The 25563-nt window shown below is 70.5% G+C and carries 26 protein-coding genes and 1 pseudogene; 13 read left to right on the top strand and 14 right to left on the bottom strand.

Annotation, left to right across the window (positions count from 1 at the left end; translation table 11 throughout):
- Positions 1 to 114 precede the first annotated feature (114 nt).
- Entirely contained in the window at positions 115 to 1713 is a 1599-nt protein-coding gene (locus tag ACOZ38_RS17045) for an ABC-F family ATP-binding cassette domain-containing protein (RefSeq protein WP_405147921.1), read from the bottom strand.
- A gap of 198 nt (positions 1714 to 1911) precedes the next feature.
- Here ACOZ38_RS17045 and ACOZ38_RS17040 point away from each other — a divergent pair, with 198 nt between their 5' ends.
- Entirely contained in the window at positions 1912 to 2322 is a 411-nt protein-coding gene (locus ACOZ38_RS17040) for an ArsR/SmtB family transcription factor (RefSeq protein WP_424531736.1), read from the top strand.
- The gene (locus tag ACOZ38_RS17035; RefSeq protein ID WP_424531735.1) at positions 2319 to 2699 is read left to right on the top strand and encodes a VOC family protein; all 381 of its coding nucleotides are present in this window, start codon (positions 2319 to 2321) and stop codon (positions 2697 to 2699) included. The genes ACOZ38_RS17040 and ACOZ38_RS17035 overlap by 4 nt, the downstream gene beginning before the upstream one ends.
- Positions 2700 to 2793: 94 nt before the next feature.
- Here the strand turns inward: ACOZ38_RS17035 and ACOZ38_RS17030 are convergent, their stop codons facing one another.
- Entirely contained in the window at positions 2794 to 3531 is a 738-nt protein-coding gene (locus ACOZ38_RS17030; RefSeq protein ID WP_424531733.1) for an acVLRF1 family peptidyl-tRNA hydrolase, read from the bottom strand.
- A gap of 274 nt (positions 3532 to 3805) precedes the next feature.
- On the opposite strand from ACOZ38_RS17030, the gene ACOZ38_RS17025 reads away from it, so the two are divergent.
- Positions 3806 to 4999, top strand: a complete 1194-nt coding sequence (locus ACOZ38_RS17025) for an EAL domain-containing protein (protein ID WP_424531732.1) — start codon at positions 3806 to 3808, stop codon at positions 4997 to 4999.
- A gap of 29 nt (positions 5000 to 5028) precedes the next feature.
- Here ACOZ38_RS17025 and ACOZ38_RS17020 read toward each other — a convergent pair whose 3' ends face one another.
- Positions 5029 to 5481 (bottom strand): ATP-binding protein, encoded by a 453-nt coding sequence (locus ACOZ38_RS17020; protein WP_424531730.1) that lies wholly within the window; start codon positions 5479 to 5481, stop codon positions 5029 to 5031.
- 212 nt (positions 5482 to 5693) lie between these two features.
- Between ACOZ38_RS17020 and ACOZ38_RS17015 the strand changes: the two are divergent.
- The 3 genes and pseudogenes from ACOZ38_RS17015 to ACOZ38_RS17005 form a co-directional block, all read left to right on the top strand.
- Positions 5694 to 5918 (top strand): annotated as a pseudogene (locus ACOZ38_RS17015) (helix-turn-helix domain-containing protein); the annotation flags it as partial.
- Between the two features lie 91 nt (positions 5919 to 6009).
- On the top strand, positions 6010 to 6273 hold the full coding sequence (locus tag ACOZ38_RS17010; protein ID WP_424531728.1) for a Scr1 family TA system antitoxin-like transcriptional regulator: 264 nt from the start codon (positions 6010 to 6012) through the stop codon (positions 6271 to 6273).
- Positions 6264 to 6464, top strand: a complete 201-nt coding sequence (locus ACOZ38_RS17005) for a DUF397 domain-containing protein (RefSeq protein WP_424537034.1) — start codon at positions 6264 to 6266, stop codon at positions 6462 to 6464. Before ACOZ38_RS17010 ends, ACOZ38_RS17005 begins: the two co-directional genes overlap by 10 nt.
- A gap of 50 nt (positions 6465 to 6514) precedes the next feature.
- Here the strand turns inward: ACOZ38_RS17005 and ACOZ38_RS17000 are convergent, their stop codons facing one another.
- The 7 genes from ACOZ38_RS17000 to ACOZ38_RS16970 form a co-directional block, all read right to left on the bottom strand.
- Entirely contained in the window at positions 6515 to 6955 is a 441-nt protein-coding gene (locus ACOZ38_RS17000; protein ID WP_424531726.1) for an SRPBCC family protein, read from the bottom strand.
- 130 nt (positions 6956 to 7085) lie between these two features.
- A complete protein-coding gene (locus ACOZ38_RS16995) occupies positions 7086 to 8030 on the bottom strand; it encodes a threonine ammonia-lyase (RefSeq protein WP_424531724.1) in 945 nt (314 codons plus the stop codon).
- A gap of 97 nt (positions 8031 to 8127) precedes the next feature.
- Positions 8128 to 8733, bottom strand: coding sequence for a response regulator transcription factor (locus ACOZ38_RS16990; RefSeq protein WP_424531722.1), 606 nt, complete (start codon positions 8731 to 8733; stop codon positions 8128 to 8130).
- Between the two features lie 32 nt (positions 8734 to 8765).
- On the bottom strand, positions 8766 to 9911 hold the full coding sequence (locus ACOZ38_RS16985) for a sensor histidine kinase (RefSeq protein WP_424531721.1): 1146 nt from the start codon (positions 9909 to 9911) through the stop codon (positions 8766 to 8768).
- Positions 9912 to 9913: 2 nt separating this feature from the next.
- Entirely contained in the window at positions 9914 to 10651 is a 738-nt protein-coding gene (locus ACOZ38_RS16980; RefSeq protein ID WP_424531719.1) for an ABC transporter permease, read from the bottom strand.
- 3 nt (positions 10652 to 10654) lie between these two features.
- Positions 10655 to 11545 carry an ABC transporter ATP-binding protein gene (locus ACOZ38_RS16975; protein ID WP_424531717.1) on the bottom strand — a complete coding sequence of 297 codons (891 nt, stop codon included), beginning with the start codon at positions 11543 to 11545 and terminating at the stop codon, positions 10655 to 10657.
- Between the two features lie 439 nt (positions 11546 to 11984).
- Complete coding sequence (locus ACOZ38_RS16970; RefSeq protein ID WP_424531716.1) at positions 11985 to 12392, bottom strand: phenolic acid decarboxylase; 408 nt, start codon at positions 12390 to 12392, stop codon at positions 11985 to 11987.
- Positions 12393 to 12666: 274 nt separating this feature from the next.
- Here ACOZ38_RS16970 and ACOZ38_RS16965 point away from each other — a divergent pair, with 274 nt between their 5' ends.
- From ACOZ38_RS16965 to ACOZ38_RS16940, 6 genes are all read left to right on the top strand, one after another.
- Complete coding sequence (locus tag ACOZ38_RS16965; RefSeq protein WP_424531714.1) at positions 12667 to 13005, top strand: sigma factor; 339 nt, start codon at positions 12667 to 12669, stop codon at positions 13003 to 13005.
- A 17-nt stretch (positions 13006 to 13022) separates the two neighbouring features.
- Entirely contained in the window at positions 13023 to 13082 is a 60-nt protein-coding gene (locus ACOZ38_RS16960) for a hypothetical protein (RefSeq protein ID WP_424537033.1), read from the top strand.
- Positions 13083 to 13332: 250 nt separating this feature from the next.
- Entirely contained in the window at positions 13333 to 15576 is a 2244-nt protein-coding gene (locus ACOZ38_RS16955; protein WP_424531712.1) for a hypothetical protein, read from the top strand.
- 354 nt (positions 15577 to 15930) lie between these two features.
- On the top strand, positions 15931 to 16455 hold the full coding sequence (locus ACOZ38_RS16950) for a PadR family transcriptional regulator (RefSeq protein ID WP_424531711.1): 525 nt from the start codon (positions 15931 to 15933) through the stop codon (positions 16453 to 16455).
- Entirely contained in the window at positions 16452 to 17135 is a 684-nt protein-coding gene (locus ACOZ38_RS16945) for an ABC transporter ATP-binding protein (RefSeq protein WP_405147882.1), read from the top strand. Before ACOZ38_RS16950 ends, ACOZ38_RS16945 begins: the two co-directional genes overlap by 4 nt.
- Positions 17132 to 19504 carry an FtsX-like permease family protein gene (locus ACOZ38_RS16940; RefSeq protein WP_424531710.1) on the top strand — a complete coding sequence of 791 codons (2373 nt, stop codon included), beginning with the start codon at positions 17132 to 17134 and terminating at the stop codon, positions 19502 to 19504. The genes ACOZ38_RS16945 and ACOZ38_RS16940 overlap by 4 nt, the downstream gene beginning before the upstream one ends.
- A 90-nt stretch (positions 19505 to 19594) precedes the next feature.
- Here the strand turns inward: ACOZ38_RS16940 and ACOZ38_RS16935 are convergent, their stop codons facing one another.
- From ACOZ38_RS16935 to ACOZ38_RS16920, 4 genes are all read right to left on the bottom strand, one after another.
- Entirely contained in the window at positions 19595 to 20236 is a 642-nt protein-coding gene (locus ACOZ38_RS16935; RefSeq protein ID WP_424531709.1) for a class I SAM-dependent methyltransferase, read from the bottom strand.
- A gap of 167 nt (positions 20237 to 20403) precedes the next feature.
- Positions 20404 to 21249, bottom strand: a complete 846-nt coding sequence (hisG, locus tag ACOZ38_RS16930) for an ATP phosphoribosyltransferase (RefSeq protein WP_405147878.1) — start codon at positions 21247 to 21249, stop codon at positions 20404 to 20406.
- A gap of 64 nt (positions 21250 to 21313) precedes the next feature.
- Positions 21314 to 21577 carry a phosphoribosyl-ATP diphosphatase gene (locus ACOZ38_RS16925; protein WP_248961442.1) on the bottom strand — a complete coding sequence of 88 codons (264 nt, stop codon included), beginning with the start codon at positions 21575 to 21577 and terminating at the stop codon, positions 21314 to 21316.
- A 148-nt stretch (positions 21578 to 21725) separates the two neighbouring features.
- Positions 21726 to 24149 (bottom strand): glycosyl hydrolase 2 galactose-binding domain-containing protein, encoded by a 2424-nt coding sequence (locus ACOZ38_RS16920; protein ID WP_424531706.1) that lies wholly within the window; start codon positions 24147 to 24149, stop codon positions 21726 to 21728.
- Positions 24150 to 24491: 342 nt separating this feature from the next.
- Between ACOZ38_RS16920 and ACOZ38_RS16915 the strand changes: the two genes are divergently transcribed.
- The gene (locus ACOZ38_RS16915) at positions 24492 to 25514 is read left to right on the top strand and encodes a LacI family DNA-binding transcriptional regulator (RefSeq protein WP_424531705.1); all 1023 of its coding nucleotides are present in this window, start codon (positions 24492 to 24494) and stop codon (positions 25512 to 25514) included.
- Positions 25515 to 25563 lie beyond the last annotated feature (49 nt).

Raw genomic sequence — 25563 nt, 5'->3', positions numbered from 1 at the left:
GAGTACCTCCTGTAGTGCCAGACTTCCGCAGCGTTACTCACGCCATGATCAGTCATTTCAGCCGGATCGGCTACCTACTCCATGGGAAAAGATCCGTACCCGCTCAAATTAAGATCAGGCGAGTGCCACAAGATCGGAAAATTCATCGCTCCAAGCGTCTTCTACTCCGTCTGGTAGCAAGATCACCCTATCCGGTCGTAGAGCCTCTACGGCCCCCTCATCATGTGTAACGAGGACAATTGCCCCAGAATAGGACCTCAACGCTGAAAGTACTTGATCGCGGCTGATCGGATCCAGGTTGTTCGTAGGCTCGTCGAGCAGGAGGACGTTGGCGCTCGAAAGCACCAGCGTGGCAAGGGCCAGGCGGGTCTTCTCCCCCCCGGAGAGCACGGAAGCCGGCTTGTCGGCGTCGTCCCCCGAGAACAGGAACGAGCCGAGGACCTTGCGCAAGGTCACGTCGGGCACGTCGGGGCCGGCGGAACGCATGTTCTCCAGCACGCTGCGCCCGGCGTCCAGGGTCTCGTGCTCCTGGGCGTAGTACCCCAGCTTAAGGCCGTGACCTGGGCGAACTTCGCCGGAGTCAGGCTTTTCTATGCCGCCGAGCATGCGCAGCAGCGTCGTCTTGCCCGCGCCGTTGAGGCCGAGGACGACGACCCGGCTGCCCCGGTCGACGGCCGCGTCGACGTCGGTGAAGACCTCCAGCGAGCCGTAGGACTTCGACAGGGCGGACGCGGTGAGCGGGGTGCGCCCGCACGGGGCCGGATCGGGGAAGCGGAGCTTGGCCACCTTGTCGCTGCGCCGCTCCTCCTCCACGCCCGCGAGCAGGCGCTTGGCGCGGCGCTCCATGTCCTGCGCGGCCTTGGCTTTCGTGGCCTTGGCGCGCATCCGATCGGCCTGCGAGAGGAGCTGCGAGGCCTGCCGCTCGGCGTTGGCGCGCTCGCGCTTCCTGCGGCGCTCGTCGGTCTCGCGCTGGGCCAGGTAGGTGGTCCATCCGACGTTGTAAGTGTCGATGACACAGCGGTTCGCGTCGAGGTGCAGGACTTTGTTGACCGTCGCTTCAAGAAGCCCGACATCGTGGCTAATAATGATCAAGCCGCCCTGGTGGGATCGTAAAAAATCACGAAGCCACCCGATTGAGTCTGCATCGAGGTGGTTTGTCGGCTCGTCAAGCAGGAGAGTCTCCGCCCCGCTGAACAGGATGCGGGCCAGCTCGACCCGTCGCCGCTGGCCACCTGAGAGGGTCTGGAGCGGCTGCTTGAGCACCCGGTCGGGCAGCCCGAGGCTGGAGGCGATCGACGCCGCCTCGGCCTCCGCGGCGTACCCGCCGAGGACGTGGAGCCGGTCCTCCAGGCGGCCGTACGCGCGGACCGCGCGGTCGCGGACGCGGACCTCCTCCGAGGCCATGCCGAGCTCGGCCTCACGCAGCTCGCGCAGCACCTCGTCGAGGCCGCGGGCCGACAGGATGCGGTCGGCCGCGAGGACCGTGAGGTCGCCGGTGCGGGGGTCCTGGGGCAGGTAGCCGACGTTGCCCGTGGTGGTGACGGTGCCGGCCGCGGGGATGCCCTCGCCCGCGAGGACCCTGGTGAGGGTGGTCTTGCCGGCTCCGTTGCGGCCCACCAGGCCGATGCGGTCGCCGGGGTTCACCCGGAACGACGCCCCTTCGATGAGCAGGCGGGAACCGGCGCGCAGTTCGATGTCAGACGCAATGATCATGGTGAGGGAACACTCCCAGAGCGGGGAACGAGGTCGAAGGACGTGCTGTCGGAAGAGACCGGAGTGTCGCAGGGCAGCCACATGGCTCGGCCCGCTTCCATGAGTGCGCCGATCAATCGGGAGTGCGCATACGCCTAGTGTACGGCCAGTCGCCAGGCAGGGGTTGATAGTTAATAAAAAACTAATATGATGCTCCGTATGAGCGCGAAGATCGGACGCCCCCGGCTGCGGCACGACCGTCCCGACGCCTTCACGGCCCTCGCCGACCTGACGCGGCGGCATCTGCTCGTGAGGCTGGCCGCCGGCGAGTGCCCGGTCTCCGAGCTCATGGCCGATCTGGAGATCACCCAGGCCGCCGTCTCCCAGCATCTGAAGGTGCTGCGAGACGCGGGCCTGGTCGAGGTGAGGCCGGCCGGAAGGCACCGTCTCTACCGGCTGCGGCCGGAGGGCCTCGCCGAGCCGCGCGAGTGGCTGGCGGAGCTGGAGCGCTTCTGGAAGGACCGCCTCAAGACCCTGGGCGCCGTGCTCGACGAGCTCGGCCCCGATCCCGAACCCGGCGGGCCGGCCTCCACGCCGCCTGCCGTGCAACAGAAAGGACCGAACCCATGACACTTCGATCGATCAGCGTCGTCTCGATTCCCGTCTCCGACCAGGACCGCGCGGCCGAGTTCTACACGCGGAGGCTGGGCTTCACCCTGGTCGCCGACAACCCCATGGGCGACCGGCGGTGGGTCCAGCTCGCCCCGCCCGGAGGCGGCGCCACGATCACGCTCGTCACCTGGTTCCCCTCCATGCCGCCCGGCAGCGTCAGCGGCCTGGTCATCGAGTGCGACGAGGTGGCGGCGACCCTCGCGCGGCTCCGCGCCGAGGGCGTCACCGTCCACCAGGACGACGTCGAGAAGGCCCCCTGGGGCGCCTTCTTCACCTTCGAGGACCCCGACGGCAACGGCTGGGTGGCCCAGGAGTCCACCCCCGCGCGAGCCTGACGGCGGCGCGTGGCCGCAGGTCAGGCGGTGCGGGAGCGCACAGTGGCGCTCCCCGCTGCCTTCGCCCGGCGGGGTGGCCCGGGCGGGCGATGGGTCATCCCTGCGGGTCGATCACGCGGATCCGTACCGCGCGGAACCGCGCGGGGGTCTCCTGGAGCACCGCGAGCCGGGGATCGGGGACGTCCAGGAAGGGGCCGGTCTCCAGGGCGAAGACCGCGCCGATCCGGCGGTCCTCGCGCAGCGCGTCGATCGCCCTGCGGTCTCCCCCGAGCACGACGGCGTCCAGGGTGCCGACGTGCGGGACGAGCACCCGTACGGCCACGTCGGCCGCCGCCTGCGACGCCTCGCTCGCCTGCTTCTCCCTGCGGCGGGCGAAGCGGTGCTGTGACCAGCCCCCCGCCGCGCTGCGCCCGTGGACGAGCCGGGAGCCGACCTTGGACACGACCAGCCGCTCCCCCTCGAACACCCCGGCCGCGTGCCCGCCCAGCCGTACCAGGAGCACCCCGACCCTGCGTTCCTTCTCCGCATGCCGCGCCAGCGCGGAGAGAAGACCACCGGAAACGTCCCCCACCGACGCGGGAAGACCACCGGGGACGTCTCCCGCGGACGAGGAGGGGAGATCATCGGAAACGTCTTCCGCGGGCGTGAGGGGAGGGAACGGCACGTGGCACTCGGCCACGGCCCCGTCCTCGGCGCGCAGCCGTACGACGTCGCCGTCCAGCACCGCCTCCACCGGGCCGTGCCGCTCGGCGAACCTGCGCAGCCAGCCCTCAATGCGCTCAGGGGCGACCGACACCCATCGGCCCCCGCCCGCCGCCGGTCGTGACGTCATGACCCGCGACAGTACCGGACGGCCGCGGGGGCCCCGGCCGTCCGTTGGTCGCGGGCCCCTGCGGCAGGCGCCCGGACGGCCTGAGGTGGCCGTACCGGGACCCTGAGAGCGGCCGGGCCGGGGACCCCGGGAGCGGCCGGGATCTTGATTACGATCGGTTACGTTGTTTGCGGGTTCCTGTAAAGAAGGACCCCGATCCAACAGATGCGGAAATGTCAGTGAATTCCGCTTCTGGCGGCCGCTGCCACCACTGAAGCCGCAGGACAATCCGTGTGTGACGGTCCCCCGATCCACCTCTACGGCCGCCTCACCCCCGGCGCCCGCCACTGCCACCACCGGGGCCTACGGAGCCCTGCCGGCCTCCGGCGGCGCCGCGACCTTCCTGCCCATCGTCGACCTCGACACCGGCGGCGTGATCGCCGTTGAGGCCACCGCCGAGGTGTCCCCCACCGGCGTCTCCCGCGACATCTCGCCCACGATCGCCTCGGCCTACGCCGCCGCGCGCGAGGAGGCGCTGCTGCCGCTCGTCCTCACCGTGGCCTCCGGGGTCGTGATCGAGGGCTCAGCCGCCCTCGCTTCGCTGCACGAGGCGATGCGTGCCACGAAGCGGCGCCCGCGCGAGGTGATACTCGTCATCTCGGGGAGCTTCGCGCCAGAGGACCGCCGGGCCCTGCTGGTCGGCATCGACGGCCTGCGCACCATCGGCTACCTGGTGGCCGTGGGCGGCGTCGGCACCTCCCACGTCCCCCTCGACCTGATCGCCGACGTGTCGCCGTACGCCGCCGTCCTGTCGCCCGACCTCGTCGACCGCATCCCCGGGGACGTACGGCGCAACGCGCTGGGCGAGGCCGTCGCCCGCATGGCCAAGGGCATGGGCATCCACGTGCTGGCCCCGCAGGTGCGGGACGAGGCCCAGCTCGCCGCGCTGCGCGGCTGGGGCATCAGGCTCGCCCAGGGACCGCTGCTCGCCCCGCTGGACTGGCGTCCCTCGCAAGGCCGGGTGCACGTGCCCCTGCCGGTCCCCCCGTCCGACCCCCAGCCCTCGGTGATCGAGCTGGGACCGCGCGTCCAGGAGTTCCTCATGCCCGCGGTGACCCTGGACATGGGCGCGACCGCCGAGCAGGTGGTGGACGCCCTCGGCACCGAGCCCTCCATCACCAGCGTCATCCTGGTCGACGAGTACCAGCGGCCGCGGGGCAGCGTGGAGCGCAGCCGCTTCCTGCTGTCCATCGCCGGGCCGTACGGGCACGCCCTGCACGCCAAGAAGCCCGCGCACCGCCTCGCCGACCCGCCGCGCGTCGTCCCCAAGACCACCCCCGCCATAGCCGCCATGCAGCTCGCGGGCAAGGACGCCGCCCGCGTGTACGACGACCTGGTCGTGGTGGACGAGGTGGGACGCTGCATGGGCGTGGTCCACGTCGGCGACCTGATCCGCCACGTGGCCGGCATCCAGCCGACCTCCCGCTGAGAAGACCGCCGGCCAGAAGGACGAATCCATCAAGCGAGGGTGCACCAGACGACCTTGCCGCCGGTGACCGGCCGACGGTAGCCCCAGTTCCGCGCGAGGGCGTCCACCAGATGAAGGCCGCGCCCGCCCTCGTCGTCCGGCGCGGCGGTCCTCGGCACGGGAGGGGTCCGGTCCGCGTCCCACACCTCCAGCACGACGAGATCCGCCGCCCGGTGGACGACGAGATCCGCCGCCCGGTGGACGTCGATCCAGATGTGTCCGGGAGCGCCGCCCGGTACCTCTCCTCGGGCCGGCGCGCCGCTGCCCGCCGTCGCCTTGACCGCGTTCGTCACCAGTTCCGAGGCGACGAGTTCGGCGGTGTCCAGGAGCGCTTCCAGCCCCCATTCACCGAGCACGCGCCTGACGTGCTTTCGCGCGTGGAACACGGCCTCGGGCCGGGCCGGAATCTCCAGGTACTGCTCCCGCATTCTGACGCCGGCCATCGACCGCCTCCGTGATCCTTCGGTGTTCTCCTCCACCGGCGCCAGACATGTCATATACGTCGTAGGGACGCTTTTCCGCTGCCCGCCGGATGCGGAATTCGCCACACCATCGTGTACACGACCGACTACCTTGAGTATTCACTTCCCCCCACGAAAGAGCACTGTCCCGGTGGGTCATCGGTGGGTTGGTGGGGTCGAAATTCAGCCGGCGGATGCGAGGAGATCAGATGGGCAAAATGGTCGACATCGACCCGGAAGAGTCAGCGGCGGCACGGTTCGCGTACGAGCTACGCCGGCACCGTCTCGTCGCGGGGCTGACCCAGGCACAGGTCGGCCGGAGAATCGGATTCTCCGAGAGCATGATCGGCATGGTGGAGACGCTGAAGCGCGACCCCACAGAGGGTTTCGCGCGACTGTGTGACCGGGCCTTCCGCCTCGACGGCGTCATGCTCGGGCTCTACATGGAAGCCTGGCCACCACCGCCACCGGTGCCGGAACATTTCCGCGACTGGGCGGCCGAGGATGGAGATGGCTCGGCACCCCAAGGTCACCATTCAGATAGTTCCGTACGGCGCCAAAGCGGGGGCGGGATTACTAGGGGCATTCGGCATAGCGGAAATGCGAGGCGTCCCTTATACGGTGTATGTGGAGGGTCAGCCGCACGGCCGTACGGTGGACGAAAGAGGCCTGATCGCGAAGCTTGTCAACCGATACGACGCCATCCGGGGCGAGGCCCACTCCCAATCCCTGTCCCTGAAGGTGATCGAGGAAGCGGTGCGCAAATGGATCTGAGCCAGGCCAGATGGCGGAAGTCGAGCCGGTCAGGGGATGACGGAGGCATGTGCGTCGAGGTGGCGACCAATCTGCCGGACGTGGTCGCGGTGCGCGACTCCAAATACCCCCACAGAAGCGCATTGATCTTCCCCCCCGGCGAATGGACCGCCTTCCTCGACGAGGTGAGGACCCACCGGATCCCGAACTGACCGAGCGGCCTGGCGGTCTGCCGAGGCCCCGTGTCCTCGGCAGACCTCGGCTAGGCCTGCGCGGCGAGCAGCTTCTCCATCGCGTCGAAGAAGCCGTTGTAGCCGGCCACCGTCCGCGCGTGCTGCTCCTCGGTGAAGCCGCTGCCGGTCTGGGTGAGCGTCATCTCGGTGCCTCCGTCGACCTCCGCGAGCACCACGACCACTGGCACGCGCGCGGGGTTCGAAGGGTCGTCGCTCATCGTGAAGGCCAGGCGCTCGGGCGGGCCGACCTCGGTGTACTCGCCGACCCACTGGATCTTGTTGCCGTCGGGCAGGTGCATCACGGCGTTCCAGGCGCCGCCGACCCGCACGTCCATCGACAGCGTGTCGAGCGGCACGTCGACGGCCTCGGTGCCGAACCAGACGGAGAAGTGCTCCGGCCGGGTCCACGCCTCGTAGACGAGCTCACGGGACGCGGCGAAGGTGCGGGTGACGGTCAGTACGTCAGTCACTGTCGTTCTCCTTGCGTGAAGCGGTGTCGGTACGGTCATCGCGCGCGGAGGCGCTTGCCTACATCCTCACTGTTCAGTCGCGGTCGCCGGGTCAGAACCCGCCGGGACGCGCTCACCTACATCCTCACTGTCAGTCGTTGGTCAGCGCCTCCGCGTAGGTGCCTGGGGTGATGTTGCGGCCGGACAGCACGACGACGAGGCGTCCGCCGATCTCCACCTTGCCGGCCAGCACGGCGGCGACTCCGCAGGCCCCGGCGCCCTCGGCGACCAGCCCGTGCGCGGTGAACAGCCAGCGCAGGGCCGCGCGGATCTCGGAGTCCGTCACCGAGGTGAGCTCCACCGGCCCCGCGCCGAGCAGGCCGGGCGTCACGCAGCCGGCCTCCACATTGCCGGTGATGCCGTCGGCGATGCTGTCGCCGATCTCCAGGCGGACGATCCGCCCGGCGGCGACCGAGGCCGAGACGGCCCGGGACACGCTCGACTCCACGCCCACGATCCGTACGTCGCCGCGCTCGCGCGCCCACAGGCACAGCCCGGACAGGAGCCCACCGCCGCCCAGCGGGGCGACCACCGTCAGCGGGCCCGTCACCTGCTCGTCGAGCTCCCTGCCGATGGTGGCCTGCCCGGCGATCACACGCGGGTCGTTGTAGGCGGAGATGTAGTGGCCCGGCAGTGTCAGCGCGTACCGTTCGGCGTGATCGAAAAGGGTGCCGTGCCGGACGAGCGTGACCGGGTATGACTCGATCTTCGCCACCTTCGCGGGCGAGGCGGTCTCGGCGACGACCACGGTGACCTCGGCGCCCGCCCGTGACGCGGCGTAGGCGATGGCCAGTCCGTGATTGCCGGCGCTCGCGGTGACCGCGGCCATCCCCTCGGGCAGCGCGGCCAGGGCCGCCAGCGCCCCTCTGACCTTGAACGACCCCGTCGGCTGCGAGGTCTCCAGCTTCAGAAGCGCGCCCGGCGCCAGACTCGACGGCACCACGGAAGTCGGCGCGAGGAGCTCGCGCACGGCGCGCCAGGCATGCTCCAGATCGTGCGGCTCCGGCGGCCGTACAGCGCGCACGGTGACGGTCATGTGCCTACCCCCCGACGGTGGACGACGCCAGAGAGCAATATGCAGCCTCTCATCCGCCTTGTCCAGGAGGGGCCGGTCAGCAGAGGATCCCGTACGGTCAGAGCCAGCCCTGGGACTGGGCGCGCTGGACGGCCTCGATGCGGTTGCGGGCGTGGGTCTTCTGGATGGCGGAGGACAGGTAGTTGCGGACGGTGCCCTCCGACAGGTGGAGGCGCAGGGCGATGTCGCCGATCGTGGAGCCGTCGACCGCGGCGCCGAGGACGTCCCGCTCGCGCTGGGACAGCGGGTTCGGCCCGGCGCTCAGCGCGGCGGCGGCCAGGGCGGGGTCGATCACCCGCTCCCCCGCGAGCACGCGCCTGATGGCGGCGGCCAGTTCCCTCGCGGGACTGTCCTTGACCATGAAGGCCGAGGCGCCCGCCTCCATGGCCCTGCGGAGGTAGCCGGGCCTGCCGAAGGTCGTGAGGATCATCACGCGGCAGCCGGGCACCTCCTGGCAGATCCGCGCCGCGGCCGCGATGCCGTCCATCAGCGGCATCTCGATGTCGAGCAGTGCGATGTCGGGCCGGGCAGAGAGCGCGACGGCCACGGCCTCCTCGCCGTTGGCGGCCTCGCCGACGACCTCGATGTCGGGCTCCAGGCCGAGCAGGGAGGCCAGCGCTCCCCTGACCATCGCCTGGTCCTCGGCGAGAACGACCCTGATCATCAAATCTCCTGAAATGTCGCGAAGGCCGAATGTCAGGCCGGTGAGTCTACGGCGACCGGCACCAGCACCCGGAGGCGGAAGCCGCCCTCCGGACGCGACCCGGCGTCCACGGAGCCGCCCGCCGCCTCGACGCGCTCGGCCAGCCCACACAGCCCGCTTCCCGGCTCGTACGGCCCGGCGTGGGGCCCGTTGTCGGCGATCTCCAGGGCCGCCCCGCCGTCGTCGTACGACACGGTGATCTCGCACCTGCTCGCCCTGGCGTGCCGTACGACGTTGGTGACCCCCTCGCGCACGGCCCAGCCGAACAGGCCGTCGAGGACGTCGGGCAGCGGGGTGCCCGCCATGCGGACGGTGACGGCCACCCCGGCGGCGTCCAGCGCCGCGCGGGCGTTGTCCAACTCCTCCGACAGCCCGCGCTGGCGGTAGCCGGTGACGGCCTCGCGCACCTCCTGAAGGGCGAGCCGCGCCACGGACTCGATGTCACGGATCTCGTCGGCCGCCCTGGGCGAGCCCTGCTCGGAGAGCCGCCCGGCCAGCTCGCTCTTGAGCACGATCAGCGACAGGCTGTGCCCGAGCAGGTCGTGCAGGTCGCGAGCGATGCGAAGGCGTTCCTCACCTGCCGCGAGCCGCGCCACCTCGCCCTGTGCCTGATGGAGCTGGACCACCAGGACCCGGGTGTTGCGCACGCTCATGAACAGCACCCCGAGGGTGATGACCTGCAGCACCAGAAGCGAGATGGTGCCGCCGTCGGCCCCGGTGAAGTGCCCGCCGACGAGCACGACGGCGATCATTCCGGCCATTCCCGCCAGTGCCGCCCGCAGGGGCAGGGCCATGCTGATCACGACGGTGACGTAGATCGGCAACGCCAGCCACCCGCCTCCGAAGAGGAACGGGAACACGATCGCCATCAGCGTCGTCAGGCCGAGCAGCGGCAGCGTCCAGCGGCCCGGCTGACCGTAGTTCTTCGGGCTCATCACGGTGGCGATGTACGACGCGACGAAGGCCACCAGCGCGGCGACCTCCGCGTACGCCTTGAAGCCGGTGACGCTCCCCGAGGTGATGTCGGCGAGCGGGTAGAACAGGTAGACCAGCCCGAAGGACATGCCCATGAGGCGCCTCCAACGGGACGGCCTCTCCTCCGTCCCGCCGAAGGTGAAGATCTCGCCCAGACGGCTCACGGTCAGCCCCGTACCGTCGCCCTGCGGTAGGCGTAGACCGCCAGGCCGCACAGCGCGACCGCCCAGCCGAGGATGCCGGCGACCGCCGACGCGGGCGGCGCGTGGCCTGCGACGATCTCCCACCCGATGTCGGCGTAGTCGTAGGAGGGAAGCACGTGGGCGATGGTACGCATGGTGGCGGGCAGCATGTCGACGGGGAACCACAGGCCGCCGAGCAGCGCGAGACCGAACATCCCGATGATCGCCAGCGGCTGGGCGGTGTCCGGCGGAACGAGCGAGCCGATGATGAGGCCGAGCGCGGCGAACGGGATCGTCCCGACCCACATGATCGGGATCAGCGCGGCCCACTGCCCGGCGGTCAGCGAGACGTGCTGGGTGACCACCGCGGCCAGGACGACCAGCAGCAGCGCGGGCAGCACCAGGAGCAGCGACGAGATCAGCTTGGTGACGATGATCATCCAGCTCGGCAGCGGGGTGATCTGGAGCTGGCGCAGCCAGCCGCTCTGCCGCTCCTGCGACCACGGCACGGCGGTCGACATGATGGAGGCGGCCAGCGCGCCGTACGCGGCCATCGACACCATGAGGATCACGCTGGCCCGCACCCCGGTGGCCTCGTCGACCTGGCCACCCCAGAGGTTGGAGTAGAGCAGGTAGAAGCCGACGGGAAACGCCACGACGAAGATGATGTAGCGCTTGTTGCGCAGCATCCGGATGGCTTCGAGCTTGACGTAGTTCAGCATGGCTCAGGCCTCCGCGGACTGGGTGAGGGCGAGGAAGGCGTCCTCCAGATCGACCCCGTTGATCTGGAGACCGCGCACGTCCAGCGTGGTCTTACGGTAGAGCGCGGCCACGGTGGCGTCGACGTCGGCCGTGCGCAGCGTCACCGTGCCCGAGACGATCTCGACGCCGGTGACCCCCGGCAGCGCGTCGAGCCCGGCCGCCGACTGGCCGCCGAGCGAGAACCCGACCGCGCTCCCGCCGACACCCGCCTTGATCTGCGCGGCCGTACCGTCGGCCACGACCTTGCCCCTGGCGACGACGATCACGCGGTCGGAGTTCTCGTCGGCCTCTTCGAGGTAGTGGGTGGCGAACAGGACCGTGTGGCCCTGCGCCGCGTAGGTCCGCATGCTTCCCCAGAAGGCCCGGCGCGACTCCACGTCCATCGCGGCGGTCGGCTCGTCGAGGACGAGCAGCCTGGGCGCCCCCGCGATGGCCAGGGCGAACCTCACCCGCTGGCTCTGCCCGCCGGAGAGCTTGCCGGCACGCCGGGAGGCCAGATCGGTCAGATCGGCCATCTGGAGCACCTGGTCGAGCGGCAGCGGGGCCGGGTAGAGGCGCCGGATGAAGTCGATCAGCTCCCGCACGGTGAGCTCGGGGATCAGTGTCCCCTCCTGGAGCATCGCGCCGATCTCCCCGCGCGCGACCGCCTCGTCCGGGGAGCGGCCGAAGACCCGGATCTCACCGGCGGTCGGCCGGATGAGCCCGAGCAACATGTTGATGGTCGTCGACTTGCCCGCCCCGTTCGGACCAAGGAGGGCGACGGTGCGCCCTTGCTCCATGGTGAGGCTCAGGCCGTTCACGGCGTGCACCTCACCGTAACTCTTGCTCACGTCGGCAAGCGCTATGGCGTTCATGTCCTCAACGGTAGGGAAAGCCGAGCAAGATCCTCAGTGCCGCGAATCCGCTGTTGACAATGACATTTGTCATCCGCTTTTGGTCCTTCGCCCAGGCACCTCGCCCCCTCCCCCGCTGAGGGGGGACGGGCTGAAGAGGTTCGCCACCAGATCGCGTGCCTCTCGCCGCTCGCGGAAAGCGACAGACCGCGCCGACGACACCCATTTACCGCCCACCCAGCGCCGCGACCAACTGAAAGCGGCACCAGGCACATCCTCGCCCCTGGGGGAGCTACAGGCTGGGCGGGCAACACTCGCTTGCGCCGTCAAGCGGGCCACATCCCTCGCCCCCCGGAGAGGAACTACAGGCTGGGCGGGCAACACTCGCTTGCGCCGTCAAGGGGGTGCCGGGAGGGCTTGATACCCCTCGTCGCGGCCCGAGACAACGCCTAGACAAGCGCTAGAGCACCTCGAAATAGCCGTCGTCATCCAGGATGCGCCGGGGCCAGTCCTGACCCTGCGACGCAAGCCCCCTGATCTTCTCGACGAACGCCGGGTCCTGGTTGTCGCCGCGATAGACGGTGAAATCCGCGGCCAGCCACGCCGGGATCGCCGCGAAGCGGTGCGACGTCTGCGTCTCCAGGTACCACGTGACATGGACGAGCGCGCCGCTCTCCTCGTACCAGGCCGTGGTCTCGATTCCCGGCGCCACCCGCTGGTAGTACGTCCACTGGATGGCATGCCGTCCCGCGTGCGGACCCTCTTTCAAGGTGTACTCGATGACGTCGGGCCCCACGATGACCGGGTCGAACACCCACCCGTCGGCCAGATACCAGCGCAGCCGCGCCCCGAGAATGCTGCTGAGCATCCCGATCACCTCCTGGAACACGACAACAGCCGAGAGCCCCTCGCCGCGGCTATCAGGACACTTCCCAACCCCCCGCCCTGTCAGTCAGCCCCCACGGTGACGAAAGACAGACGAACTCGCCCGTGAAGCCACCGATTCCCCATTCGAGGAGCGCGCTGATCGTAAGGGCCCCAGTGTCCTGCCCAGGGCCCGTCCTCACCGGAACCCGCGGCCATGGCGGCATAGATCGACGTCCTGCCCACGTCCTTGCTTGATGACACAGTAAGGAGGACGGGTGGATCCAGGAATTGAGGCGGACTTCCGGAAGTTCGTCATCGAACGATCAGGGGCCCTGTTCCGTACCGCTTACCTGCTGACCGGTGACCGGCACGCCGCCGAGGACCTGGTGCAGTCGGCGCTGGCGAAGACGGCCGCGAAGTGGCGCGGTCTGCGCGACCCGGCGGCCATCGAGGGTTACGTCCGCCGCGTCATGTACCACGAGCAGGTGAGCTGGTGGCGACGACGTTCCCGCGTCGCGGAAGTGGCCACCGGATGGCTGCCCGACCAGATCGGCGAGGGGCATGCCGAGATCGTGGACCTTCGCCTGGTGATGCGGGCGGCCCTCGCCGGCTGACGCCCCGGCAGCGGACCATGCTCGTGCTGCGCTACTTCGAGGACCTCTCCGAGACCGAGATCGCAAGATCGCTCTGACGGTGAGAGAAGGAGCGCGGCTCTCACAGATCTTGGAGCAGCTTTCGACCGCCACGGGCAAGCCTGTGGAGGAGTTCGAGCGTGCCGCCAAAGAGGTGCGCCCCGATCCGGTGCCCGCGACGAGGTCGGCCTGGGCCCCGCAAGATAGGAGAGACGCCGGTCGGGCTGCGGAACCGGAATGGGAGGCCGACCGTGGTTCCCAGCGACGGGCAGGCCCTGATTCTCGCAGAGTTACAGGAGGCCAAGTAGCGTGATCGATGAGGTGGCTCTGTTACGGGCCTGCGCGGCAGGGCGGGTCCTGCGGGCGGGGGACGGCGAAGAACTCGTCGTCGAGGGACGCCTGGTCCGTCAGCTGTGCCGGCGGGGCCGTGAGGAGATCGATCCCCGTGGCCTGACTGTAGAGGGCGCCAGGATCAGCGGCGATCTCGACCTGGGCGGGATGGAGGTTCTCTTCCCTCTCCGTTTCATCCGCTGCGTATTCGACCGGCCCGTCCAGTTGGAGGGTGCCGACCTGCACCTGCTGGTGTTCGACGGCTGCACGGTGCCCGGCATCCTCGCCAATGGGCTGCGGGTCCGCCGCGACCTGGATCTGTCACGATCTCGCATTGCCGGTGACCTGTGGACCTCGGCGAGCACATCCCGCTGCGCGGCCCTCTGGCTATGCGAGTCGGAGGTCGGTGGACGCCTGCTGTGTTCTGACACGGTCATCGACTCCACGATGCGGGCGGTTCAGGCGGACCGGATGCGGATCAAGGGGACGATCCGGCTGCTGCACGGCTTTGAGGCGCGCGGCGGGATGCGACTGCTGGGGGTCCAGGTGGGCGGCTCGCTTGACCTGACCGGTGCCCGGCTGTCCCGTCCTGACCGCGGGCTGGCCCTCGACCTGGGTGACGCGCAAATCGGCGGCAGCGTCTTTCTCATCGACGACCAGACGGGACGCCGCCCGCTGATCCGTGGCCGCATCGGCCTGGGCAACGCCCGGATCTCCGGGGGTTTCCTGATCCGTAACGCCACCTTCGAGCCCATCGAGGGAGTCACGGGCGCCGGGTACGCCAGCAGGCGCAGCGGCGGAACCGCTATCAGCGCCCCCGGGCTCTTCGTCGGCGGGGACCTCAGCATCGAGGGCGAGTGCGACATTCATGGCGGTTTGGACCTTTCGATGGGCTCCTTCAGCGATATCCGGATCCACAGGGGATGCGAGTTCATGGTCGGTGGAGGACGCGCCCTCGACCTGACCAACGCCGCAGTACGGTCCGGCCTCCTCATCGAGGAGGGGGTCGCGGTCCAGGGCACACTGCGGCTGGCAGGGGCGCACATCAAGGGCGACCTCACCCTCCGGGGGACCAGATGGAGTCAGCCCGAGAAGGGGTCGCTCATCGCCGCGCAGGGCGTGGTCGTCGACAGCGCGGTCGACCTGCGCGGTGTGGAGACCACCGGCGGCAGGCTGAGGTTCCGCTCCGGGACGATCGGTGGCATCCTCGATGCTCACCGAGCTCAACTGCGCAATCCGGGTGGTGAGGCCCTCTCGCTCCAGCGCGTGGTGGTCCGGGGATCGATATCGCTGGCCGGCGGATTCTTCGCCGAGGGCCGGGTGCTGCTCAACAGATGCACGGTGGAGGGACGGCTCGACTGCGAAGGTGGCACCTTCGCCGGAGGAATCGAGGCGATGTCGGCCACGGCACGCGGCGGCATGCGTCTGCGCTGGGCGGAGATCCCGCCCCTGGTAGACCTGACCGGCGCGTCCACCACGGTGCTCACCGACGACCCGGCGAGGTGGCCGCGAGACTCGGCGATCGCGGGATTCGTTTACGACCGGTTCGACGGTGCCTGGGACTGGCGGGCCCGTCGCGATTGGCTACGCGAGATGTCCCCCTTTGATGCCGGCCCCTACGAGCAGGCGGCCAGGGTGTTCCGCCAGCACGGCCACCCGGTGGAGGGCGAACGGCTGCTCATCGAGCAGCGGCGGCAGGCCAGGCGGGCGGCGCCGCCGGGTGGCCGCTCACCTGGCCGGTTGATCAGGGACGCCCGCGACCTGCTCTACGGGCTCACCGTCGGCTACGGTTACCGGCCGGGCAGAGTGCTGTGGTTGCTGAGCGCCCTGCTCGTCTCGGTGGCGATCATGATGCTCAACCCCACGGTGCAGCAAACGCTCCGGGCCTCCGATCCGCGCGGGAATGTCTACGCGGTGGACGGCCGACTGGTTACCGTGGATGCGGTCGGAGCATTGGAGGACCGTACGGCCACCCCGGCGAGGCAGGCCCCCCGTCCCGGGCCGTGCGGGGACGGGCAGGTGCGCTGCTTCGACCCGCTGTTCTACACGGTCGACACAGTCATCCCGCTCATCTCGCTGGGCCAGCGCGCCACGTGGTACCCCGAAACGCGCACCCCTGCGGGCACGCTGGCCTCCACGCTTCTGAACGTGGCGAGCCTGCTGGGCTGGCTGCTGTCGACCGTCGTCGTGCTCTCCTTCGCCCGACTCGCCAGGCCGGCGTGAGAGCTCTGAAGGGACCCGGACGTCGACAACGCACGCCGGATGGTTCGACGCGGCAGGAGCCGACTCCGCGCTGGTATTGATCCTTGTACTTCGGCTTCGGCTGGAGGAAGGCCGGTTCCGGGCAGCGGAAACGGCGGCCGATCTTGTGGAACCAGAGGACTCGACCCCTGGCCTCTTCGGTGTGAACGAAAACGAAGAGGGCGGAAGGATGGCCTCGTCGATGCGCTCGGCGCGGATGTCGTAGTCGATGAGGCCCGGCCTCGAACGCCCCCGCAGCGGTGGCGGATCCGAGGTGATGGACCCCATGGCCATGAGTAGACACTCAAGGTATACGCGGTGTGTATAGTCTCTGGCATGTCGATTGGACAGACGTTCCTCGGTCTCCTGGAGTCGGGGCCCCGTCACGGATACGACCTCAAGCGGGCGTACGACGACCGGTTCGGCCATACCCGGCCGCTGCATTTCGGCCAGGTCTATGCCACGTTGTCGCGGCTGTTGAAGGACGGCCTCGTCGAGCTCGACGGCATCGAGCCGGGCGAAGGGCCTGAGCGCAAGCGGTACGCGGTCACCACGGCCGGGGTCACGGACGTGGAGCGGTGGCTGGCGTCCGCGGAGAAGCCAGAGCCGTATCTGCAGAACACGCTCTACACCAAGGTGGTGCTGGCGGTACTGACCGGCCGTCCCGCGGCCGATCTGCTCGACGTACAGCGCGCCGAGCATTTGCGGCTGATGCGCGAGCTCACCAGCCGCAAGGCCTCCGGCGACCTGGCGGAGCAACTCATCTGCGACCATGCGCTGTTCCATCTCGAAGCCGACCTGCGCTGGCTGGAACTCACGGCCGCCCGGCTCGACGACCTGGCGAAGGAGGTGCGGAGATGACGGAGACGCCGTTGCTGGTCGCCGAGGACCTTCGCAAGTCCTTCGGGCCGACCCCCGCGTTGGACGGTGCTTCGCTGGCCGTGAGAGCCGGCGAGGTCGTCGCGATCATGGGTCCGTCCGGGTCGGGGAAGTCGACTCTGCTGCACTGCCTGGCCGGCATCGTGCGGCCGGACTCCGGGCGGGTGCGCTACCAGGGCCGGGACATGTCGGCGATGTCCGACGCCGAGCGCAGCGCTCTGCGCCGCACCCGGTTCGGCTTCGTCTTCCAGTTCGGTCAGCTCGTGCCGGAACTCACCTGCCTGGAGAACGTGGCCCTTCCGCTGCGTATGGAACGGGTCCGCCGCCGAGACGCGGAGCGCCGGGCCGCCGAGTGGTTGGACCGGCTTGAGATGGGCGACGTGGCCGGCAAGCGGCCGGGCGAGGTCTCCGGCGGCCAGGGGCAGCGCGTGGCCGTCGCCCGGGCCCTGGTCACCAGCCCACAGGTGATCTTCGCCGACGAGCCGACCGGCGCCCTCGACTCGCTCAACGGCGAACGGGTGATGCGGCTGCTGACCGAGGCCGCACGCGACACCCGTGCCGCGGTGGTGCTGGTTACCCACGAGCCGCGGGTCGCGGGCTACTCCCACCGGGAGGTCGTGGTCCGCGACGGCCGCACCCGCGACCTGGAGAGGGCACTGTGAGCGTGCGCGTCGATCACATGGGCGCGGCCGATGACGGTTCGGCTCCGAGCAGGTTCGCGGGCATGAAGGACGTGTCGCTCGGCGCCCGGCTGGCGTTCGCCGGCGGCCGTGACGGCTGGACGCGCGCGGTGCTCACCGCCGTCGGCGTGGGCATCGGCGTGGCGCTGCTCCTGCTGGCCGCCGCGGTGCCCGGCGCGCTGCAGGCCCGGCACGTCCGCACCGACGCCCGTGACGAACTCCGGCTCGGCAAGCCGATCCCCGCGGCGGCCGACACCATCCTGGTCGCCCGCATCGACATGCCCTTCCGCGGCGAGCCGGTGCGCGGACGGCTCCTCCGCCCCGAGGGTCCGCGGGCGCCGGCCCCGCCGGGCGTCGCGGTGCTTCCCCGGCCCGGCGAGGTGATCGTCTCACCGGCGTTGAAGGAGCTGCTCGACTCGCCCGACGGTCGCCTGTTCGCCCCCCGGCTGGGCGGCGCGCGCGTCATCGGGACGATCGCGGACGAGGGTCTCGCCGGTCCCGGTGAGCTCGCGTTCTATCTGGGCGGCGACCGCGACGTGCTTCCCGCCGACCGGGTGAGCCGGATCAACGCGTTCGGCGGCAACGGCTCGCCTGGCGAGGCGCTGGGGCCGACCCTCACTCTCTTGGTAGTGATCGCTTTCGTCGTGCTCCTGCTGCCCATCGCGGTCTTCCTCGGCGCCGCGGTGCGCTTCGGCGGTGAGCGCCGCGACCGCCGGCTGGCCGCCCTCCGGCTGATCGGCGCCGACCGGCGGATGACCCGGCGAATCGCCGCCGGCGAGGCGATGGTCGGCGCGCTGCTCGGCCTCGCCGCCGGTGGCGCGCTCTTCCTCGCCGGTCGCCAGGTGGTGCCACTGGTCACCCTCTGGGACATCAGCGTGTACGCCGGGGACGTGCGTCCCGCTCTCCCGCTCGTCGTGGCGATCGTGCTGGCGGTGCCCGCGGTCGCGGTCGTGGTGAGCATGATCGCGTTGCGGGGCGTCGCCATCGAACCTCTCGGCGTGACGCGGCGGGCGACCCCGGCCCGCCGCCGGCTCTGGTGGCGGCTGCTTCTGCCCGGAGCCGGCCTTGCCATGCTCTATCCGATGGCGGACGGGTTCAGCGCGGCGAGCGGCACCGCCACCGACTACCAGGTCGCCGCCGGGGCCGTACTGTTGCTGGTCGGCGCGATCACGCTGCTCCCCTGGCTGATCGACCTTGCCGTACGGCGGCTGCGCGGCGGCCCGGTGGGCTGGCAACTCGCCATCCGCCGGCTGCAACTCGACAGCGCGACGTCGGCCCGTCTGGTCAACGGAATCGCGGTCGCGGTCGCGGGCACCATCGGCCTGCAGATGCTGTTCATCCCGGTACGGGATCAGTTCGTCCAGCAGACCGGGCAGGACGTCACCCGGGCACAGGCGCTGGTATGGATTTCCAGGACGCCCGATCCCGAGCGGTCAGCGGCCCGCCTGCGCGCCACCACAGGGGTGACCGGCACCACCTGGACGCTCGTGGCGCCTGTCACGCCCGAATCCCCCGTCGACTCGGGCGCCGAACGGCAGCCCTCCTTCGACGAGGTGCGCATCGGCGACTGCGCCTCGCTGGCCGAGTTCGCCGGCCTCGGAAAGTGCTCCGACGGCGATGTGTTCCTCGCCCGGACGAGACCGGGCGACGCGACGCCGGATGACGCCTTCCGCCCCGGCACCCGAGTGACCGTGGGGGCCGAGACTTCACCGTGGACGCTGCCATCCGGCACCAGGACCGTAGCGGCACGCACAGACCCCTCCGGTAGCCTCCGCGACACCATCTTGGCCACTCCGCGCGCCATCGACTGGGCCGCCCTGTCCGGGATCACCAGCACCGCGTTCGTCGGCCTCGACCCCGATGACCCCGACGCGCTGGAGCGGCTGCGCAACACGGTGGCGGAGATCGATCCGCTCGGGTCGGTCAGCACCTTGTCGGCCACCGAGGAGGCGAAAAGGTTCACCAACATCCGGCGTGGCCTCTACATCGGGATCGTGGTGACCCTCCTTCTGATCGCCGCGAGCATGCTGGTCGGAACCCTGGAGCAGTTGCGTGAACGACGCCGGCTGCTGGCGATGCTGGTCGCGGTCGGCACCCGGCGCAGCTCCCTGACATGGTCGGTGCTCTGGCAGACCCTCATACCGGTCGCGATAGGGCTGATCCTCGCGGCGGTCTTCGGGCTGGGCCTCGGGATGGTGCTGCAGCGCATGGTCGGCATGCCGGCCTCCGTCGACTGGTCGGTGGTCGGCCTGTCGACCGGGCTCGGCGCCGCCGTGGTGCTGCTGGTCACCGGGCTGAGCCTGCCGACTCTGTGGCGGCTGACCCGGCCGGAGGGCCTGCGCACCGAGTAGGCACACCAGGCGCGACGATCCAGGCCGCGCCACCGGCTGCCCGACGCCGATCCGGCCAGGCACGCGAATCGCAAGGACACCGGCCTGTTCTCAGCCTCGTCCCGCCCTCATACGGGCGCGCCGCGCGGAGAAGAACGCGACCGCGCCGTCACGGTCGACGCTGATCTCGTCAAGCCCGGCCGCGGCGAGCCAGGACGCCAGCTCCACGGCCGTTCCCACCGTCCCGAAGGTCCCGCTCCGCTGGAACAGTGAGATCGCCACGTCCTGCCGCAGGCCGCTCCCGCGCACGACCGCGGTTCCCTCCAGCCGCCCGCCCGGCCGCAGGACGCGAGCCATCTCGGCGAGAGCCGCCGGCGGATCGGGAAAGCAGTGCAGGCCGAAGTAGCTGAGGCACAGATCGAAGCAGCCCTCCCGATGCGGCAGCGCGATCACGTTCGCCTGCGCGAATCCGATCGTCCGCAGCCGGTGTCGCCGCGCGTTGGCCCGGGCCCGCCGCAGCATCACCGGGGACAGGTCGAGCGCCACATAGCGGTAGGAACCGTCCTTCGGCAGGCCGCGCAGGGCGATGCCTCCCCCGCAGGGGACATCGAGCACCAGACCACCGTCCACCAGAGTTCGCAGGCCGCCGACCTTACGGTAGAAGCGCCCCAGGTCCGCTCCCCACAGCAGTCTGCCGCCGATCCGTCCGAGCCGCTCACGCTCGACGCCGAAGTCGTAAACCCGAGCGATCAACCGGGCATGCCGCCAGTCACCCATGAGCCAACCTTCCCTCCTCCCCCGGCCGCCGCCAAGCGCTCTTCGGCGCGGACGGCGGAGCCGGCCGCTCTCCTCGAAAGGCGGTGAGGACGTGCCGCCCCTTGACCCCTTCGATGGGAGGGAAGTGGGCGGAGGGCGGAAAGTCAGATGCGGCAGGCGAAGATGGCGGTGGCCAGGACGGCCTTGGCGCCGATCTCCCAGAGTTGGTCCATCACCTGCTGGTGGCCCTTTCGGGGCACCATGGCGCGGACGGCGACCCAGCCCTCGCGGTGCAGCGGGGAGACCGTGGGCCCCTCCATGCCCGGCGTGATCGCGATGGCCTCGTCGATGCGCTCGGCGCGGATGTCGTAGTCGATCATGACGTAGTCGCGGGCGACCAGCACGCCCTGCAACCGCCTGATCAGCTGCTGGACCCCGTTGGTCTCCACGGCGCCCACCTGCTTGATCAGAGCGGCCTGGGAGTGGGCGATCGGCTCGCCGAAGACCTCCAGGCCGACGTTGCGCAGGGTGGTGCCGGTCTCGACGACGTCGGCAACGGCGTCGGCGACGCCGAGGCGGATCGCGGTCTCCACCGCGCCGTCGAGCTTGATCACCCTGGCCTCGACGCCCATTTCGGCGAGGTACTTGCCGAGCAGGCCCGCGTAGGAGGTGGCGATGCGCATGCCCTCAAGGTCCTTGACCGTGGAGAACCTGCCGGCGCCGGCGGCGAATCGGAAGGTGGAGACGCCGAACCCCAGCGGCATGATCTCCTCGGCGGGGGCACCGGAGTCGAAGAGCATGTCGAGCCCGGTGATGCCGACGTCCAGCGTGCCCTCGCCGACGTAGACGGCGATGTCGCGGGGACGCAGGAAGAACAGCTCGCAGGAGTTGTCGGGGTCGACGACCACGAGCTCCTTGGAGTCCTTGCGCGGGCGGTAGCCCGCTTCCTTGAGTATGGTCTGGGCGGCCTCTGTGAGGGCGCCCTTGTTGGGTACGGCGAGGCGGAGCATGGCTTGTAGGTATTCCTTCGGATCGGAGAGGACGAGGTCGGTCACGCAGGCCGGAAGGACCGGCCTACAGATGCTTGTAGACCTCGTCGAGCCCGATGCCTCGGGCGATCATGAGAACCTGCACGTGGTAGAGGAGCTGGGAGATCTCCTCCGCCGCCCGGTCGGTGGACTCGTGCTCGGCCGCCATCCAGCTCTCGGCGGCCTCCTCCACGACCTTCTTGCCGATGGCATGGACGCCGGCGTCCAGGGCCGCGACGGTGCCCGACCCCGCGGGGCGGGTGCGCGCCTTGTCCGAAAGCTCGGCGAACAGCTCTTCGAAGGTCTTCATGATCTCTCTCACGTAGGTGTGCCTGCCCCGTCAAGAGTAGTCGGCCACGGGTGGAAGGCGTGCTAACCACCCGCTTCGCCCGATCAGGCCGGGCCCCTCCGGCGTGGCTCCGCCGGGCGACGGGACATCCAGGGGGTGCTTAATCGGTTCAGCCCTGGGAATGAGGGGCCTCGTTGACGCAGCGCAGCACCGGATAGGAGGTCAGCGCGGCGAGGTCCAGCTCCCCCGGGGCCCGTACGAGGAAGGTGGCGGAGGAGCCCGGGAGCAGGGTGACCAGCATGTCGTCCACCTCGGCGGCCGGGTCGAGCCGGTCGGGGAACAACGCCAGCTCGCGCACCAGCGTCCGCGCGGTCACGGTCACCCGCACCCCGCCGGGCACGGGCTCGGCCGCCACGTCGAACTCCGCCTCGGGAAAGGCCACCTCCGGGTCCTCGGCGAAGAACCTCAGGGCGCTCTGGTCGCCGAGCCGAGCCGTCAGCACCTCCTTGGCGGGGTCGGCGGCCGTCGTGAGCGCGCCGGGGAGGGGTACGGGCAGGGTGCCGCGCGCGGGGACGGTGACCGGGAACGTCCCCTCGGCCAGCGGCTCCCCGGTCAGGTCGCGGCGGACCACCGACAGTTCGCCCGCCCACGCCTCGGCGCCGTCGTTGACCACGACCACCGAGGAGTCCTGGATGGTCAGCAACCGGTCGGCGTAGACCCGGCGCAGCGCGTACCACAGGGGTTTGCGGCGGGCGTCGCCGTCGACCGCCGCCCACGAGACCACCGGCCAGCAGTCGTTGAGCTGCCAGACGATCGTGCCCATGCAGTACGGCGCGAGCGAGCGGAAGCGCTCGATGCCGAAGGCCATGGCGCGGGCCTGGTTGAGCTGGGTCAGGTAGTGCCAGTCGTCGAACGTCGCCGGCGCCGGCAGGTGGTCGCCGAGGCCGCGCAGCAGCTTGGCGTTGCCGTCGAGGGCCTTCTGGTGGTGCAGCACGCCGGGAGAGTCCGGGGTCAGCGGGTCGTCGCCGAGGGCGCGGCGCAGCGTGGCGTAGGCGGGCGGGCCCTGGAAGCCGAACTCCGCGACTAACCGGGGACGGTACGCCCCGTAGCGCAGGTAGTCCTCACGGTTCCACACGTCCCAGATGTGGACGGTGCCACGGGCGGGGTCGTTGGGCGGCGCGTCGGGCTCGCCGGAGTACGGGCTGCCCGCCCAGTACGGCCGGGCCGGGTCCAGCTCGGCGACCAGCCGGGGCAGCAGGTCGTAGTAGAACCCGGCGCCCCACGTCCGCCCGTCGAGCCTGTCGCGCCAGCCCCAGTCGGCGAAGCCCTCGATGTTCTCGTTGTTGCCGTTCCACAGCACCAGGCTCGGGTGGGGCGAAAGGCGCGCGATCGCGTCACGCGCCTCGGCCTCGACCTCGGAGGCGAACGGCTCCTCCTCGGGGTAGGCCGCGCAGGCGAAGGGGAAGTCCTGCCAGACCAGCAGCCCGAGCCGGTCGCAGAGGTGGTAGAAGTCCGTGCTCTCGTAGAGGCCGCCGCCCCAGACCCGCAGCAGGTTCAGGTTGGCCTCGCACGCCTGCCCGAGCCGCTGGGCGAGCCTCTCGGGGGTGATCCGCGTGGGGAAGCAGTCGTCGGGGATCCAGTTGGCCCCCCTGACGAAGACCGGCGCGTCGTTGACGACGATCGTGAAGGCGTCGTCCTCCCGGTCGAGCCGGACCGACCGGAACCCGACGTCCCTGGTCCACTCGTCCAGGACCCCGCCGCCCTCGGCGGCCTCGCTCAGGCGCACGGTCAGCGGGTAGAGCGGCTGCCCGCCATACCCCCGGGGCCACCACAGGTCCGGCTCCGGCACGGCCAGCTCCAGTACGGCCTCATGCTCCCCCGGCGCGAGCCGGGCCTCGGCGCGGGCGCCCGCCACGGACGCGGTCACGACCAGGGGGATCTCGGCCGGGCGCTCCACCGTGACGTGCGCCTCCACGCGGCCGTCGCGCCCGTCGAGCGTCACCACCGGGCGTACGGCGGACAGGCGGGCGCCGCTCCAGACGTGCAGGCCGATCGGCCGCCAGATTCCGGAGGTGACCAGGGTCGGCCCCCAGTCCCAGCCGAAGTTGCACGCCATCTTGCGGATGAACTGGTAGGGCTCGTCGTAGGCGCCGGGCAGGTCGCCGAGCTCCGCCCGCCGCCGCGCGGCGTAGGCGTACGGCGAGCCGAACCGCACCTGGAGCGTGTTCTCGCCCTCGCGCAGCAGGTCGCGCACAGGGAAGCGGTAGAACCGGTGCATGTTGGCCGTGGCCGCCACCTCGGCGCCGTTGAGGATCACGGTCGCCACGGTGTCAAGGCCGTCGCAGACCAGGTCGACGCGGTCCGCGCCCGCCCCCGCGCGCCAGGTGAAGGACGTCTCGTAGGCCCAGATGGTGCGGCCGATCCAGGTGAGCCGGTGCTCGTTGTCGGAAAGGTAGGGATCGTCGATGAGACCGGCCGCGAGCAGGTCGGTGTGCACGCAGCCGGGGACGGTGGCCGGGATGCCGGCGATGTCCACCTCGTCCGATACGGCGGTCAGGGTCCAGCCGTCGTGCAGCGGACGGTACATGCTCACGTGGTTCTCCTTCGAAGGTCAGCCCTTGAGGCCGGACGGCGCGATGCCGAGGTGCGTTCCTGAAATGGTGGCCGCCGCGACCGCCGGACTGTCGTTCACACTCGACCCTCCTTCGGGAAGGCGCTGAACCGGATAAGTAACGTGAAACTACGACCGGTATGTCAAGGGTGTCAACGGGGCGCTGACGTCCTGTCCGATCCTTGACGCGTTCCCATGCGTCGGTTCAGCTCCGTACGCCGCCCTGCCCGGCTGCCGGCCACCGTGAGCGATTACTCCGGCGCGGCGGCATAGTAAGGTACGGACAGTCGCGCTTGGTCTAGACCGGTTCAGCGAGGGGGCCCTGTGAAGCGACCGACGATCGCTGACATCGCCAGGCGGGCGGGCGTCTCCAAGGGCGCGGTGTCATACGCCCTGAACGGCCAGCCCGGGGTCTCCGCGTCCACGCGGGCCCGCGTCCTGGCCATCGCGGACGAGATCGGCTGGCGGCCCAACAGCGCCGCCCGGGCGCTGAACGGCGCGAGGGCCAACACCGTGGGGCTCGCCCTGTGCCGCCCGGCCCGCTTCCTCGGCGTCGAGCCGTTCTTCATGGAGCTGATCAGCGGCATCGAGGGCGAGCTCTCCGCCCGCTCGTACGCCCTGATGCTCCAGGTGGTCACCGACCACGACGAGGAGATGGCGGTCTACCGCCGCTGGTGGGGCGAGGGCCGCGTCGACGGCGCGATCCTGGTCGACCTGCACTTCGCCGACCCGCGCGTGAGCGAGATGGAGTCCCTCGGCATGCCGGTGGTGGTGCTCGGCCACCCCTCGGAGTCGGGGTCGCTGGTGCCCGTCTGGTCCGACGACGGCGCGGCAGTCCGCGAGACCGTGCAGTACCTCACGGCGCTGGGCCACCGCCGCATCGCCCGGGTGGCCGGCCTGCCGAAGCTCGTGCACACCGTGCTCCGTGACCAGGCCTTCAGCGCGGTCTGCGCGGAGCTCGGCCTGTCCGAGGCCCGCACCGTGCACACCGACTACACCGGCGAGGAGGGGGCCCGCGCGACCAGGCGGCTGCTCAGCTCGGCCTCCCGGCCCACCGCCGTGGTCTACGACAACGACATCATGGCGGTGGCGGGGCTGTCGGTGGCCCAGGAGATGCGTCTGGACGTCCCGGGCGACCTGTCGATCGTCGCCTGGGACGACTCGCCGCTGTCGCAGGTGGTCAGGCCGCCGCTGACCGCGCTGACCCGCGACATCCCGGCGTACGGGGCGCACGCCGCCCAGCGCCTGCTGTCGCTGATCGAGGGCGGCCTGGTGGCGGGGTTCGAGGACGGCGCCGCCCGCCTGACCCCGCGCGGCAGCACCGCTCCCCCACCCGCCCTGCCCTGACCTGTGGCCGCATGACGAAGGCCCAGGCCGGCGGGGTGCCGTCCTGGGC

The organism is Sphaerisporangium viridialbum (genome assembly GCF_049674955.1).
Taxonomy (GTDB): Bacteria; Actinomycetota; Actinomycetes; order Streptosporangiales; family Streptosporangiaceae; genus Sphaerisporangium; species Sphaerisporangium viridialbum.
Note: the sequence above shows the minus strand (reverse complement) of the source record. Positions and strands in the feature narration are given on the sequence as shown.